This is a genomic window from Rhodococcus sp. G6(2025), assembly GCF_058628105.1.
The window spans coordinates 322,690-337,341 of record NZ_CP179750.1; the positions used below are offsets into that span (position 1 = coordinate 322,690).

Below are 14,652 nucleotides of genomic sequence, written 5' to 3' on the forward strand. Positions count from 1 at the left end.
CACTCACCTGGGGATGGTGCCCAGCTCGCGGGCCCGCGCGATTGCGGAGGTCCGGGACTTGACGCCGAGTTTGCCGAAGATGTGGACGAGATGGGACTTCACGGTGGTCTCGGAGAGGAAGAGTTCCTTACCGATCTCCCGATTGGATCGCCCGGCAGCCACCAACGTCAGCACCTGGATCTCCCGTGGGCTGAGGCTGGTGGCAGGTCGGCGTACGCGCGTCATCAGTTTCGACGCCACGGCCGGGGAGAGGACGCTGTCGCCGGCCGACGCCGCGCGGACGGCGGCGAGGAGTTCGGGCGGGGGAGTGTCCTTCAGGAGATACCCGGCGGCGCCGGCCGCGACCGCGTCGAGGATGTCGGCGTCCGTGTCGTAGTTGGTGACGACCAGCACGTGCGGTGGGTTCGGCAGGGACCGCAGGTTCCGGGTGGCGTCCACACCTGAGGTACCGGCGCCGAACCGGAGGTCCATGAGCACCAGGTCGACCGGAGTCGTCCCGCACAACGCCACGGCGGCGTCGGCGGTGGCAGCCTCGCCGACCACCTCGATGTCGTGCTCGTGCTCGAGGAGGGCGCGCAGGCCCGCGCGAACGATCGCGTGGTCGTCGGCGAGCAGCAGTCGGATCATGCGCCGACCTCGAGTGGGAACGACACCGCGACCGCGGTCAGTCCTGGTTCCGACTCCACCGACATCGACCCGTCGAGCAGCTCGACGCGTCGGCGAATCGAATTCAGCCCGAACGCTTTCGACGGTTCACGGTCGAGGAGTGCGACATCGAAGCCGCCGCCGTCGTCGACGACGTCCAACCGGACCGCGTCCTCGTAGTAGGTGAGCGTGACCGCCATCCGGGATGCGTGCGCGTGCCGGACCACGTTCGACACCGCGCCCTGCGCAATCCGCACCAACGCCGCCTCGACGGGCATCGGCAATCGCACAGGCTCCCCCTCGACCACGGCAATGGTGTCGAACGTGTCGTTCCTCGCCTGCGTGCAGATCCGTGCGAGCGCGTCCACGAGTGACTGCCCGTCGAGGACGGCGGGTGTGAGATCGCCGATGAGCTGACGGGTTTCGGCGAGGCTGTCGGCGGCCGTCTCCCGCGCCAACCGGATGCGGTCCCGGGCGGGGTGGTCGGGGGCGGCGCGTTCGACGGCGTGGAGCAGCATCTGAATGCTCGACAGATCCTGCGCGACGGTGTCGTGGATCTCGCGTGCGAGCCGCTCACGTTCGGTCAGGGAGCCGGCGGCACGTTCCTGCTCGGCGAGTTCGGCTCGGGTTCGGGTCAATTCGTCGATGAGGCGATCGCGTTCGACAGCCTCCCGGTACAACGCCCGGTAGCCGAGGCCGATCGCCACCGCGACGCACGCACCGATCACCGGACCGACGACACCCGCGACGCTCCAGCCGCGGTGCATTCCGGTGCCCACGACCGCCACGACGGTCGCGGCTGCGACCGCCAGGACTCCCCAGCGTCGCGGCAGCAGATGCAGGTACAGGAAGAACAGCCCGAACGCGAGATAGGCGGCGTCGGGGGCGAGGACCATCAGCGCCACCCACAAAGCCGTCAGCGCTGCGAGCCACCACGTCCCGCGCAGACGACGCGTCGCTCCCGCCGCGTACACCGCGAGAAACGCCACCGACAGCACCACGATCGCCGGTGCCTGTGGTACGTCCGGAAGGACGGCGCGCAAGATCACGACTGCAGTGAGCGCCGCGATCAGCGCATGCAGTCCCAGTTGGAGTCCCGCGAACACGGGCGTGAGAGGGGAGCGGTGCACCCCGCCCAGCTTATCGACGCGACCGCACCCGGCATCCATCGAAAGTCGGAACGCGCACCCGACCTTCGACCACCGAGAATTCCACCGCACGTGCGATGGAACCGTGTCGTGTCCGGGGCACGGTGAGTTCGGAGGCCGTGAGGGCCGCCCCGGCCCGCATCGACTGCGGCGTCGGTCGTGATCTGGAGAGGACCACCTGTGTTCGTCGCATCGAGAGACCTGCGTGCCGCGCGTGGTCGCTTCGCGCTGATATCCGTCGTCGTGGTGCTGATTGCGCTGCTCGTCACGTTTCTCAGCGGCCTCACGGCCGGACTGCGTCATCAGAACGTGTCCGTCGTGGAACGCATCGACGCGGAGTCGGTGGTCTTCGCCGCCTCCGACGACGGTCCGTGGTTCGACGAGTCCGTGCTGACGTCCGAGCAGGTGGCCGTCTGGCGGCGGAGCGCCGACTCGGTGCAGCCGATCGGCGTCGGACGAGGCTCGGCGTCGGCAGTAGGAGGTCCGGCGAAGGGGGTGGCACTGGTCGGCGCGGACGGCGGTGTGGGCGACCGTTCACCGTCCGCGCCGGGAACCGTGATCCTCGGGGCAGGCGCGGCGCGATCCCTCGGCGTCGGCGCCGGCGACCGTCTCACCGTCGGCGACGTCACCTTCGCCGTGACCGCAGTCCGCGGCGACGACTGGTACGGCCACAGCCCGGCCGTGTGGATGACGCTCGCCGACTGGCAGCACGCGAACCCGCGTGGGGGTGCGGCGACGGTGCTCGCGGTGGCCGGCGGGGACGACGCCACGAACGCCGTCGCGGGGACGACCTCCCGAAGTGTGGCCGACTCCTTCTCCGCCATCGGCTCCTATACCTCCGAGAACGGGTCACTGACGTTGATGACGGTGATGCTGTTCGCGATCTCCGCGCTGGTGATCGGCGCGTTCTTCACGGTCTGGACCCTCCAGCGGACCCCCGATGTCGCGACGTTGAAGGCGCTCGGCGCGTCCACCGGGTCGCTCGTGCAGGACGCGCTCGGGCAGGCGCTCGTCGTCCTGCTCGCCGGCGTGGGTGTCGGTGTCGGGACGGCAGCGGTGGCCGGGTCGATGATCGGCGACGCCGTGCCGTTCGTGCTCGACATCTCCACCACTGTCCTGCCCGCCACCGCTCTCGTCGGGCTGGGCCTCCTCGGCGCCGCGTTCGCGCTCCGCTTCCTGTTCACCACCGACCCCCTCACCGCCCTCGGGAGCACACGATGACCACCCCCGCCCTCACCCTCGACGACGTCACCCTCACCTACCCCGACGGCGCGGGACGCGTCACCGCCCTCGACTCGGTGTCGCTGGCCCTCGGCCGGGGTGAGATCGCCGCGATCACCGGTCCGTCCGGTTCCGGAAAGTCGACGCTCCTCGCGGTGGCGTCGACGCTGATCCGGCCCGACTCGGGCTCCGTCCGGTTGGGCACCACCGAACTCACCGCGCTGAGCCGGCGGGAGGCGTCCACGCTGCGCCGCGACCGGATCGGCATCGTGTTCCAGCAGTCCAATCTGGTGTCGTCGTTGACGGCCCTCGAACAACTGGAGGTGATGGCGCATCTCGGGCAGCGGATGTTCGTGCCGCGGCGGGCCGGGCGCGCGAAGGCTCGCGACCTGCTCGACGCCGTCGGCCTCGCAGACCATGCAGGGAAGCGGCCCGCGCAGTTGTCGGGTGGGCAGCGGCAGCGGGTCAACCTGGCCCGGGCGCTGATGAACGATCCGTCGCTGCTGGTCGTCGACGAGCCGACCAGCGCGCTCGACCAGGAACGGGGCGCCGCGATCATGGATCTGATCCTCGGTGTGGTGCGAGAGCGCGAGGTCGCGACGCTGCTGGTGACACATGACCACACGCATCTGTGCAGAATGGATGCAGTCCACCGCGTAGTCGACGGCTCTCTCACCCGTGAGCACTTGTTAACCGCGGAAGGTTAAGAAGTACGCACAGGTGTGAATAACATGTTTCTTCCAAAGTCAAGGGTTGACGTTTCTCATGTGCGTGAGATTACATCTTAGTGGTAAGCCTTTGAGGGCTTAAGTAAATGCCTCGACCCGACCCTGAGGATGCTCATGACGACGGTATCGCCCGCCATGGCTGCCACAGCTGAGATGATCAGCGCCCGACTCGAACGCCTGCCGATGAGCAGGTGGCACATCAAGGCCCGCGTCATCGTCGGCGCCGTCACGTTCTTCGACGGCTTCGACCAGCTGATGATCGCGTACTCTCTCCCCGTTCTCATCCCCAAGTGGGGTCTGACCCCCGGCGACATCGCCTGGGTGATCGCCATCGGCGGCATCGGCATGCTCGTCGGCGCCCTCGCCGGCGGCTGGTTCGCCGACCGCGTCGGCCGGCTCAACGTCATCATCTTCTCGCTCGCGCTCTACGCCGTGATGAGCCTCGGCATGGCGTTCACCGACAGCCTGATGCTCTTCCTCGTCTTCCGATTCGTGCAGGGCATCGGCCTCGGCGCCGAGGTCCCGGTCGCAGCGAGCTACATCGGCGAGATCACCAAAGCCCACAAGCGCGGACGGTTCGTGCTGCTCTACGAGGTGATCTTCCCGATCGGGCTCGTGATGTCGGCGATCGTGTCGGCGTGGGTGGTCCCGAACTACGGCTACAAGATCCTGTTCGCGCTCGGCGCGCTGCCCGTCGTGCTCCTGCCGCTGCTGTGGAAGCTGCCAGAGTCGCCGCGCTGGCTCGCGTCCCGTGGCCGCCACGAGGATGCGCACAACGCCATGACCCGCATCGAGAACGAGATCACCGGCAAGTACGGCAAGACGCTCCCGGCCCCGCAGCCGCTGCCCGCCGTCGCCGTCGACACCCGCCGCGGAACGTTCGCGGAGGCCTTCCGGGGCATCTACCTGCGTCGCACGCTGATGCTCGCCGCGATCTGGGGCTGCGCCTACTTCGTCAACTACGGCATCGCGTCCTGGCTGCCGACGCTGTACCGATCCGCATTCGACGTCAGCGTCGACACCGCCCTGCACTACAGCATCGTCACCAGCGTCGCCGGCCTGATCGGCTGCATCCTCGTCGCATTCCTCATCGACAACCTCGGACGCCGCATCTGCATCACCGCGTCGATGGTCCTGTGCTCCTCGCTGCTCTTCCTGCTCGCCGCCTCCGGCGCCGACACCGCGACGAAGGTCCTGTTCTGGTCGGCCGGATCCGCGCTGTTCGTCTTCGCCGTCAACATGGCGCTCTACGTCTACACCGCGGAGCTGTACCCGACCCGGATGCGAGCCATCGGCTGCGCGATCGGCGGAGCGAGCGGACGCCTCGGCATCATCGTCGGCCCCCTCGCCGTCGGCGCCATCCTCGACGGGGGCGGCACACTCACCGTCGTCTTCGGAATGTTCGCCGCGGTCGCAATGATCGGTGCCCTCGTGGTCGGCTTCTTCGCCGTCGAAACCCGCGAAAAGACCCTCGAGGAGATCTCCCAGTGACCGTTCTCGACACCGCACCACAGACACTGCCGTTCGTCCCGGTCGCCGACCGGATCCTCGTCGCCGGGCAGTGGCGGCAGGCGAACGGCCCCGCGTTCGCGGTCACGGACCCGTCGACCGGCGAAACCCTGCAGGTGATCCACCAGGCCACCGCCGACGACGCCGACGAGGCGGTCCGGAAGGGCCGCGCCGCCGCCGCCGACCCGGCGTGGCGCGCGCTGCTCCCGCACCAGCGGGCCAAGTACCTGCACCGCGTCGCCGACGCGATCGAGGCGAACACGTCCCGGCTGGCGCTGCTGCAGAGCTACAACACTGGCAAGACGGTCGCCGAGACCACCGCACTCGTCGGCAGCGCGGCGGGCACGTTCCGCTACTTCGCCGCCGTCCTCGAAACCGCGGACGACGACCTCACCACCCCACGCGGCAACTTCCTCACGATGAGCGTTCTCGAGCCCATCGGCGTGGTCGGCGCCATCGCACCGTGGAACTCGCCGGTGGCCAGCGACGCGCAGAAGATCGCGCCCGCGCTGGCGGCAGGCAACGCCGTCGTTCTCAAGCCCGCCGAGTGGACGCCGCTGGTGTCGCTGGAACTGGCGCGGCTCATCGACCAAACACAACTGCCTGCCGGACTGCTGTCGGTGCTGCCGGGCAAGGGCTCGGTGGTCGGCGACGCCATCGTCACCCACCCCGGTGTCGGGAAGGTGACGTTCACCGGCGGCACCAACACCGGACGGTCCATCGCGCACGCGGCAGCCGACAAGCTGATGCCCGTGTCGTTGGAACTCGGCGGCAAGTCGCCGACGATCGTGCTGGACGACGCGGACCTCGACGCCGCCGTGAACGGCGTCATGTACGGGATCTTCTCGTCCACCGGGCAGAGCTGCATCGCCGGATCCCGGCTGTTCGTCGACCGCCTCATCTACGACGAATTCCTCGAGAAGCTGGTGGCCAAGACGCAGCGACTGCGACTCGGACCCGGCCGCGACCCCGACACCCAGGTCGGGCCGATGGTCCACCGCAAGCACCGCGACAGCGTCGCCGCATACGTCGACCTCGCTCGCGAAGAGGGCGGACGAGTGTTGTGCGGCGGGGCGATCCCCGACGACGAACGGCTCCGCGACGGCGCGTACTACCTGCCGACGATCATCGACGGGCTCCCCAACAATTCGCGCACCTGCCAGGAGGAGATCTTCGGACCCGTCCTGGTGGTCCTGCCGTTCGACGGCGACGCGGATCTGGTTGCACAGGCCAATGATTCGGTATTCGGTCTGGCGTCGGGAATCTGGACGCGCGACTACCGTCGCGCGTGGAAACTCGCCCGCCGCCTCCAGGCCGGCACCGTGTGGATCAACACCTACAAGCAGTTCAGCATCTCGACGCCGTTCGGCGGCGTCAAGGAGAGCGGGCTCGGGGTGGAGAAGGGGCGCAGCGGTATCGCCGCCTACTCGCGGCAGAAGAGCATCTACTGGGGCCTCGACGAGGAACCCAATCCGTGGGCTGATTGAGCGACCCGCTCGTGGGCTGACTGAAGCTTGCTCGCCGAATGTCACACGGGTTCCGTCTGACTGAACCACGGTCACATCGGCCCACGGGGAAGCTGAAGTAGTAGGTCGTCCGGAAAGAAATTCCCGTCAGCTCTGTACGACCTATTACTTTAGCGCTAAGATATTGAGACCTAAGCAACTGGAGGCATGCGATGAACCAACCCATAGCCCGGCTGCGGTGCCTGCGCTCCGTCGAACTGCGCACACAGGCCAGCATCGAATCCACCGACTTCTACTCGGAGGTGTGGGGACTGCGCGTGGTCGAGCAGGGCACGGACGGTGCCTGGCTGCGGGGAACCGGTGAGCACCACCACGCGCTGCAACTCACCCAGGCCGAGCGGAACGGCCTCGGCCGCATCACGTTCGCCGTCGCCACGCCGGCCGAGGTCGACGAGGCCGCCCGCCGACTCGAACTCCGCGGCGTCCCGATCGTCAGCGGCCCGGGGCCGGTCGACGATCTCGGCGGCGGCTACGGCGTCAGCCTGGTCGACCCCGAGGGCCGCGTCGTCGAACTGCTCGCCGACGCGCTCGCGGTCCCGAAGCTCGGCCGCGAGGACGCCGTCCCGGTCGGTGTCACGCACGTCGTCCTCAACACCGTCGACATCGACGCCGCGGTGACGTTCTACTGCGACGTCCTGGGCATGCGGGTCTCCGACTGGTCCGAGCACCAGATGGCGTTCCTGCGCTGCAACACCGACCATCACAGCATCGCGTTCAACCAGGCCGAGTGGACGTCGGTGAATCACGTCGCCTACGAGATGCCCACCGTCGACCACTTCATGCGCGGCATCGGCCGGTTGCGTCACCACGGCACCGTGCCGCTGTGGGGTCCGGGCAAGCACGGCCCCGGCGACAACACCTTCTCCTATTTCGCCGACCCGGCAGGGCTGGTGTGCGAGTACACGTCCGGCATCGCGCAGGTCGACGAGGACCGGTGGCTGTGCAAGGTCTGGCGCCGGGTTCCCGAACTCTCCGACCTGTGGGGCACCGCGGGCCCGCCGTCCAAGCAGGTCCGCGACCACATGGCCGGCATCCCCGACCCCGGTGCGTTCGAGCGGTTCGACCTCGGGCGGGCGTCGTGACGCACGTCGTCGAATCCGGTTCCGGCCCCGCGCTGCTCATGCTGCACGGGATCGGGGGCGGCGCAGACAGTTTCGCGCCGCAGTTCGACGAACTGTCGTCGTCGCTGCGACTGCTGGCCTGGGACGCTCCCGGTTACGGCCGCAGCGAGGACCCGGGCCGTCCGTTCGACCTCGACGACTACGCCGACGCCGCCGCCGACGTGATCCGCGACCGTTGCGGTGACGCGGGAGCGCACCTCCTGGGGATGTCGTGGGGCGGCGTGATCGCCACCCGGCTGGCGCTGCGCCACCCCGGGCTCGTGCGGAGTCTGCTGCTCGGCAGTTCCACCGTCGGCTCGGGAGCGGACGGCGACGCCGCCGGCCGGATGCGCGCCCGGGCCGCGACGCTCGAGCAGGAAGGCGCGGAAGCCTTTGCCGCCGAACGGGCCCCGCGGCTGCTGTCCGGGACCGCCGACGACCAAGTGACCGCGAAGGCCACGGCGATCATGGCGTCGTCGATCCGGCTGCCCGGCTACGGGTACGCCGCGGAGTCGATGGCGGCCACCGATCACACGGCCGATCTGCCGAAGATCGACATCCCCACGCTCGTCCTCGGCGGAGACGAGGACAGAGTGACCGGGGTTCCGGCGAGTCAGGTTCTCGCAGGCGGAATTCCGGGTGCCGTGTTCGTCACCATCCGGGGTGCCGGACACCTCGCGAACCAGGAGCGGCCGGAGGCTTTCAACGCCTGGGTCGAATCCTTCATCCACATCACCGAACGCCTACGCAACCACCTCTAGAGAAGGAGCACGACATGACACTCGAATACGGCACCGCCGATCTGAAGGAATTCACCGACTCGCTGATCCTCACCCGTGGCTCCCGCCACGAGGACTGGGACACCCTGGGTTTCCAGGCCAAGGCCGGCGACCAGTTCAAGCGCGCGCAGATCCGCTACGTCGGCTCCGGCGCGACGGGTAACCACGAGAACGACAACCGCACCATCGTCTCGCGCGGATTCACGTTCTCCAACATGCTGCTTCCCCCCGGCGCCGAGGGCCCGGAGCACACCCACCACGACGCCGAGGAAGCCTTCTTCGTGCTCGAGGGCGAGGTGGAGGTCGGTGTTCACCGCGACGGCCAGGTCGAGAAGCGCACCCTCGGTTACCGCGACATGATCGTCGTCCCGGCCGGAGTTCCGCGCAGCCTGAAGAACAACGGCGACAAGGACGCTCTGTTCTGCGTCATCATCGGCGCGCAGAAGCCGCAGATCCCGACGTACCCCGAGACGTCGGCCATGCACGGCGTGACGCGGGACTGACCGTGAATCTCGACGGCCGCAGCATTCTCGTCACCGGGGCGGGGCGGGGTCTCGGACTCGCCCTGGCCCGCCGGCTCGGCGAGGAGGGCGCCACCCTGTGGCTCGCCGACATCCGCGAGGACTGGGGCGAGGACGCGGCGGCGAGCCTGCGCGCCGACGGCGTCAAGGCACAGTTCGTCCGGGTCGATCTCCGCGACGCGGAGTCCGTCGACGCGATGGCGGCCACCGTCACCTCCGGTGGTCCGCTGTACGGCCTCGTCAACAACGCGGCCCTCGCGGACGGCGTGGGCGGCAAACCGATTCACGAACTCGACATCGACGAGTGGGACCGGGTGCTGGGCGTCAACCTGCGCGGCACGTTCCTCGTGAGCAGGGCGATCATTCCCTCCATCATCGGGAACGGAGGCGGACGAGTCGTCACCATCGGCTCCGACGCCGCCCTGTACGGTTCGCCGCGCCTCGCGCACTACATCGCCTCCAAGGGCGGGGTGGCCGCGCTGACCCGCGCCATGTCCCGTGACCTCGGCCCGCACGGCATCACCGTCAACACCGTCTCACCCGGTCTGACCGAAAGCGAATCGGCGCAGAAGGTTCCGGAGCACCGGCACGAGCTGTACCGCCTCAACCGCGCGCTCGAGCGGCCACAGCAGCCGTCGGACCTCGTCGGCGCCGTCGCGTTCCTGATGGGACCCGAGGCGTCCTACATCACCGGCCAGCAACTCGTCGTCAACGGCGGATTCGTCCTGCACTAGAGAAGGGGACCACGTCGTGGACCTGCAACTGAAAGACCGCACCCACCTGGTGACGGGCGGAAGCTCGGGAGTCGGGCTCGCCACCGTCGCGATGCTGCTCGAGGAGGGTGCCAACGTCGTCACCTGTGCGCGCGACCGCGACCGGCTCGACTCCGTGATCGCGCCGCTGCCCGGCAGTGACCGCGTCCTCACCGCGTCCTGCGACGTCCGCGACCCGGCCGCGGTCGCCGCGCTGGTCGACGCCGGTGTCGCCCGATTCGGCGGCCTCGACGGTCTGGTCAACAACGCAGGCAAGTCCCGCATGGTCCCGCGCGGCGAGGCGACCCTCGACGACTGGCGCGACGAACTCGACCTCAAGTTCTCCAGCGTCCTCAACACCGTCGAGGCCGCCCTGCCGGTACTGCGCAAGTCCGACGCCGCGTCCATCGTCAACATCTCGGCGGTGCTTGCACGTCAGCCCGAGCCGCGGCTGGTCACCACCAGCGCCGCCCGGGCCGGGCTGCTGAACCTCAGCAAGTCGCTGTCGCTCGAACTCGCCGCCGACGGCATCCGCGTCAACTCGGTGTCGCTCGGACTGGTCGACACCGGCCAGTGGCGGCGCCGCTACGAGGAATCGGGCACCGACGCCACATTCGCCGAATGGGAGGCGGAGATCGCCCAGGACCGCGGCATCGGCCTCGGCCGGTTCGGCCGCGCCGACGAGGTGGCCGCCATGATCGTGACCCTGCTGTCTCCACGCTCGTCCTACGTGACGGGCACCAGCCTCGACGTCTGCGGAGGCGTCGCGCGCTATGTCTGAGAGGAACACCATGTCTGCACGAAATGACAAGCAGGTGGGTAATGGGGGCGACCTGCTCGTCCAGGTGCTGCGCGAGGCCGGTGTCGACACCGTCTTCGGTATCGTGAGCGTCCACAACCAGCCCCTGGTGCAGGCGGTGAGCAAGCACCTGCGGTTCGTGCCGGTCCGGCACGAGGCCACCGCGGTCAGCGCCGCCGACGGGTACGCCCGCGCCACCGGCAGCCTCGGCTGCGCTCTCACGAGTACCGGCACCGGTGCCGGCAACGCGGCCGGCTCGCTGATCGAATCGCTCAGTGCCGGAACGTCGGTGCTGCACGTGACGGGCAACGTCGAGAGCCGCTACCTCGGCTCGGGTCGCGGTTTCATCCACGAGACCAAGGATCAGCTGGGGATGCTGACGGCGACGTCGAAGCATGCCGCCACCATCCTCGACACCGACGGCGCCGGAAAGGTGTTGCGGGAAGGCGTCGCTGCTGCGCTCGCCGCGCCCGGCGGCCCGTCGAGCATCGAATGGCCCATCGACCTCCAGTACGCGGAACACGTCATCGACGTGGTCGGACCGGTGTCGGAGTCGCCGCGCACACCGGACGTCGACGAGTTGGCCGTCGCCTTCGCCCTGCTGCAGTCGGCGGAACGCCCGGTGATCTGGGCTGGCGGCGGTGTCGCCACGGCCGGCGTCGAGCTGACCGAACTGGTGGAGCAGTGGGGAGTCCCGTTGCTCACCAGCAACTCCGGGCGCGGCGCCGTGCCCGAGGACCATCCGCTGTGCATCGGCAACTACGGCAACACCCCCGTGGGGCGCGAACTCCTCCAGGATGCCGACCTGCTGCTGTCGCTGGGTACCCACTTCCGGTCCAACGAGACCGGCGACTACTCCATGCCCGTTCCCGCCGTGCACGTGCAGGTCGATATCGACGCGGCCGCGATCGGACGCGTCTACCCGGCGGAGGCCGGGGTCACCGCTGACATCGCGACGTTCCTCCGGCAGCTGTCGGGCCTGACGCCCGTCGACGCCGCCTGGACCGAACGTGCTCGCGCCACCCGCGAACTCGTCCGCAGCAAGCAGCGCGCCGGACTCGGCGATCACGCGGTGCTGTGCGACGCCGTGCGTGCCGCGTTCCCACAGGATTCCGTGATCGCCCGCGACGTCACCATTGCGTCGAGTTCCTGGGGCAACCGGCTGCTGCCGATGTTCGACCCCAAGTCCAACGTCTTCCCTCGCGGCGGCGGCATCGGGCAGGGACTGGGCATGGCCATCGGTTCCGCGCTGGCCGACGAGACCCGTCCCACCCTGGCCCTCGTCGGCGACGGCGGCCTGGCCGTCCACTTCGGCGAGATCCTGACCATGGCGCAGGAGAAGCCGTGGCTGGTGCTGCTCGTGTTCAACGACGGCGGCTACGGCGTGCTGCGCAACATGCAGAAGGGCGGCGGCGAAGACACCTACGCCGTCGACCTCGTCACCCCCGACTTCCCGTTGCTGGCGCAGTCCATCGGCGTGCCGTACCTGCGGATCGGTGGCGCCGGCGAGGCCCACGAGGTGCTCGCGGACGCCGTGTCGAGGCAGGCGCCGGTGATCGTCGAGGTCGATCTCGCCGCCTACGGCGACATGCCGGCACCGTTCACGCCGCCCGTCACGGTCCCCGGAAAGGCTGCACAGTGACCACGGTCGCCGTCTGCGGCGGCGGCATCGGCGGACTGGCGACGGCGATCGCCCTCCACAAGTTCGGTCTCGACGTCACGGTCTACGAGCAGACGAGGCAGTTCGCGCGCGTCGGCGCCGACATCAACCTCACCCCCAACGCGGTCCGGGCTCTCGACGGACTCGGCATCGGGCCGGCGATCCGCGAATCGGCCGCCCGGCCCCAGTTCCGGATCAGCCGCACGTGGGACACGGGGGCCGAAACGTCCCGGCTGCCGATGGGCGACAGCGCGGAACAGCAGTACGGCGCACCGCAGTTGACCATGCACCGGGGCGACCTCATGACCGCGCTCGAGAACCGGCTGCCGTCGGGTGTCGTCGAAATGGGTCGCCGGGTCAGGGGCGTGGCCGACGGCCGCATCGAGTTCACCGACGGCAGTGGGGTTTCCGCAGAGGTGATCGTCGGCGCCGACGGGATCCACTCCGCGGTCCGGACCGCTCTGCTGGGGCGGGAACAGCCGACGTTCACCGGGGTCGTGGCGTTCCGCGCCGTCGTCCCCACCGAACGCGTCGGCGACCTGCCGAACCTCGACTGCTTCACCAAGTGGTGGGGGCCGGATTCGTCGACGCAGATCGTGACGTTCCCGCTCAACCAGGGCAAGGACATCTTCGTCTTCGCCACCTGCGGTCAGGAGGAGTGGACCGAGGAATCGTGGACCACACCGGGATCCGTCACCGAACTTCGTGAGCTGTACCGCGACTTCCACCCCGAGGCACGAGCCCTCCTCGACGCCTGCGACGACGTCCTGAAATCGGCTCTCTACGTGCGCGACCCGCTGGCGTCGTGGACCGACGGGCGGTCCGTGCTCCTCGGCGACGCGGCACATCCGATGATGCCGTTCATGGCGCAGGGCGCCGGCATGGCAGTCGAAGACGCCGTCGTCCTGTCCCGCTGCCTCAGCCTGTTCGACGACCCCGCAGTCGCGCTGCAGACCTACCAGGAGACGCGACTGCAGCGGACGTCACGCATCCAGCGGGGCTCCCGGTCCAACGAATGGCTGAAGGTCGCGGGCAACGGCGACTGGGTCTACGAATACGACGCCTGGCAGGTGCCGCTGGAGTTGGCCGCCGCCCGCACGGACGCCTGAATGGAAACCGTCGGCGGACAAGCTCTGTCGAGGCGGCGGGCGCTGGCCCTGCTGGGGTCCGCCGCCACTGCTATCGCCGCGACGAGCTGCGCGTCTCACACCGCGGACGCGCAGCCGAGTGGCGCGACGCCACCGGACGCCTACGAGTTGTCCGGTGACGTCGATGGTTACGCGACGACGCTGATTCTGCTCGGCACGGCGGCCGGTCCCATCGCCGTGCCGGGGCGGAGCGGCACGTCCAGTGTGCTCGTCGTCGGCGACAGACCGTATCTGATCGACGCGGGTCCCTGGTCGAGCCGAAAGCTGATCCAGGCTGGTATCGCCGCGGATTCGCTCGGTGGCGTCTTCGTCACGCACATGCACAGCGATCACATCGCCGATCTGTTCAACGTCTTCTGGCTGCCGGGCGGGACACCGTCCTACACATTCCGCAACGTGGTGCCGGTGTACGGCCCGGGCTCGGCGGGCAGATTGGCGACGCCCCGCGGCGGCAAGAGCATTCCGATCCAGAGTCCGGCCTCGCCGACACCCGGACTCACCGATCTGTTCGCGGGCGTACTCGACGCATTCGCCTACGACATCAACATTCGCAACGTCGAAAAGGGCGCCCAGTCCGACTACGGACAGCGGTTGTCGCTGCACGACGTACTGTCACCGGTGTCGGCGGGTGCGTCCGCCGACAACACGGCGCCGGAGATGGAGCCGTTCCCGGTGTTCGAAGACGACCGGGTCCGGGTCACCGCGACGCTGGTTCCGCACGGCCCCGTCTATCCCTCGCTGGCGTACCGGTTCGACACGGAGGACGGCGCGGTCACGTTCTCCGGCGACACCGCGAAGTCGTCGAACGTGGTTCGACTCGCCCGAGGATCCGACATCCTCGTCCACGAGGTGATCGACGTCGACTTCTACGCGCAGACTTCGGGTCCCGCACTGGTCGAGCACATGATTCACGCGCACACCACCGCGCAGGACGTCGGGCGCGTCGCCACGGACGCGGATGTCCGCCAGGTGGTGCTCTCCCACATCGGGCCGGGCGACCCCCGGCAGGTCACCGACGACCAGTGGGAACGAGGCGTGAAGTCCACGTTCGCCGGCACCGTGACCGTCGGGCACGATCTCGTCCGGATCGGCGTCGGGCAACGACGGTAGCGCCAT

14 protein-coding genes are annotated in these 14,652 nt (G+C 68.9%); 12 read left to right on the plus strand and 2 right to left on the minus strand.

Going from position 1 to position 14,652, the window contains the following annotated elements; translation table 11 throughout:
* Window positions 1-3 precede the first annotated feature (3 nt).
* Together ACLIVD_RS01635 and ACLIVD_RS01640 are read right to left on the minus strand one after the other, a co-directional pair.
* Window positions 4-627 carry a response regulator gene (locus ACLIVD_RS01635; RefSeq protein WP_491931830.1) on the minus strand — a complete coding sequence of 208 codons (624 nt, stop codon included), beginning with the start codon at window positions 625-627 and terminating at the stop codon, window positions 4-6.
* Window positions 624-1,775 carry a sensor histidine kinase gene (locus tag ACLIVD_RS01640; protein ID WP_491931831.1) on the minus strand — a complete coding sequence of 384 codons (1,152 nt, stop codon included), beginning with the start codon at window positions 1,773-1,775 and terminating at the stop codon, window positions 624-626. The genes ACLIVD_RS01635 and ACLIVD_RS01640 overlap by 4 nt, the downstream gene beginning before the upstream one ends.
* Before the next feature lie 198 nt (window positions 1,776-1,973).
* Here ACLIVD_RS01640 and ACLIVD_RS01645 point away from each other — a divergent pair, with 198 nt between their 5' ends.
* The 12 genes from ACLIVD_RS01645 (at window position 1,974) to ACLIVD_RS01700 (ending at window position 14,646) form a co-directional block, all read left to right on the plus strand.
* The gene (locus tag ACLIVD_RS01645) at window positions 1,974-3,014 is read left to right on the plus strand and encodes an ABC transporter permease (RefSeq protein WP_283332581.1); all 1,041 of its coding nucleotides are present in this window, start codon (window positions 1,974-1,976) and stop codon (window positions 3,012-3,014) included.
* On the plus strand, window positions 3,011-3,721 hold the full coding sequence (locus tag ACLIVD_RS01650) for an ABC transporter ATP-binding protein (protein ID WP_283332582.1): 711 nt from the start codon (window positions 3,011-3,013) through the stop codon (window positions 3,719-3,721). The genes ACLIVD_RS01645 and ACLIVD_RS01650 overlap by 4 nt, the downstream gene beginning before the upstream one ends.
* Window positions 3,722-3,850: 129 nt before the next feature.
* Window positions 3,851-5,233: an MFS transporter gene (locus ACLIVD_RS01655; RefSeq protein WP_317569642.1), complete on the plus strand. Its 1,383-nt coding sequence runs from the start codon at window positions 3,851-3,853 to the stop codon at window positions 5,231-5,233.
* Entirely contained in the window at window positions 5,230-6,738 is a 1,509-nt protein-coding gene (locus ACLIVD_RS01660; RefSeq protein ID WP_491931832.1) for an aldehyde dehydrogenase, read from the plus strand. Before ACLIVD_RS01655 ends, ACLIVD_RS01660 begins: the two co-directional genes overlap by 4 nt.
* A 191-nt stretch (window positions 6,739-6,929) precedes the next feature.
* Window positions 6,930-7,859, plus strand: coding sequence for a VOC family protein (locus ACLIVD_RS01665; RefSeq protein WP_005254764.1), 930 nt, complete (start codon window positions 6,930-6,932; stop codon window positions 7,857-7,859).
* A complete protein-coding gene (locus tag ACLIVD_RS01670; RefSeq protein ID WP_280781939.1) occupies window positions 7,856-8,638 on the plus strand; it encodes an alpha/beta fold hydrolase in 783 nt (260 codons plus the stop codon). Before ACLIVD_RS01665 ends, ACLIVD_RS01670 begins: the two co-directional genes overlap by 4 nt.
* A gap of 14 nt (window positions 8,639-8,652) precedes the next feature.
* Window positions 8,653-9,159: a cupin domain-containing protein gene (locus tag ACLIVD_RS01675; protein ID WP_005248926.1), complete on the plus strand. Its 507-nt coding sequence runs from the start codon at window positions 8,653-8,655 to the stop codon at window positions 9,157-9,159.
* A gap of 2 nt (window positions 9,160-9,161) precedes the next feature.
* Window positions 9,162-9,911 (plus strand): 3-oxoacyl-ACP reductase family protein, encoded by a 750-nt coding sequence (locus ACLIVD_RS01680; RefSeq protein ID WP_283332584.1) that lies wholly within the window; start codon window positions 9,162-9,164, stop codon window positions 9,909-9,911.
* Window positions 9,912-9,927: 16 nt separating this feature from the next.
* On the plus strand, window positions 9,928-10,710 hold the full coding sequence (locus ACLIVD_RS01685; RefSeq protein ID WP_009477067.1) for an SDR family oxidoreductase: 783 nt from the start codon (window positions 9,928-9,930) through the stop codon (window positions 10,708-10,710).
* The gene (locus ACLIVD_RS01690; RefSeq protein WP_491931833.1) at window positions 10,703-12,370 is read left to right on the plus strand and encodes a thiamine pyrophosphate-binding protein; all 1,668 of its coding nucleotides are present in this window, start codon (window positions 10,703-10,705) and stop codon (window positions 12,368-12,370) included. Before ACLIVD_RS01685 ends, ACLIVD_RS01690 begins: the two co-directional genes overlap by 8 nt.
* A complete protein-coding gene (locus ACLIVD_RS01695; protein ID WP_491931834.1) occupies window positions 12,367-13,497 on the plus strand; it encodes an FAD-dependent monooxygenase in 1,131 nt (376 codons plus the stop codon). The genes ACLIVD_RS01690 and ACLIVD_RS01695 overlap by 4 nt, the downstream gene beginning before the upstream one ends.
* Entirely contained in the window at window positions 13,498-14,646 is a 1,149-nt protein-coding gene (locus ACLIVD_RS01700; protein WP_491931835.1) for an MBL fold metallo-hydrolase, read from the plus strand.
* The last annotated feature ends 6 nt before the right edge of the window (window positions 14,647-14,652 follow it).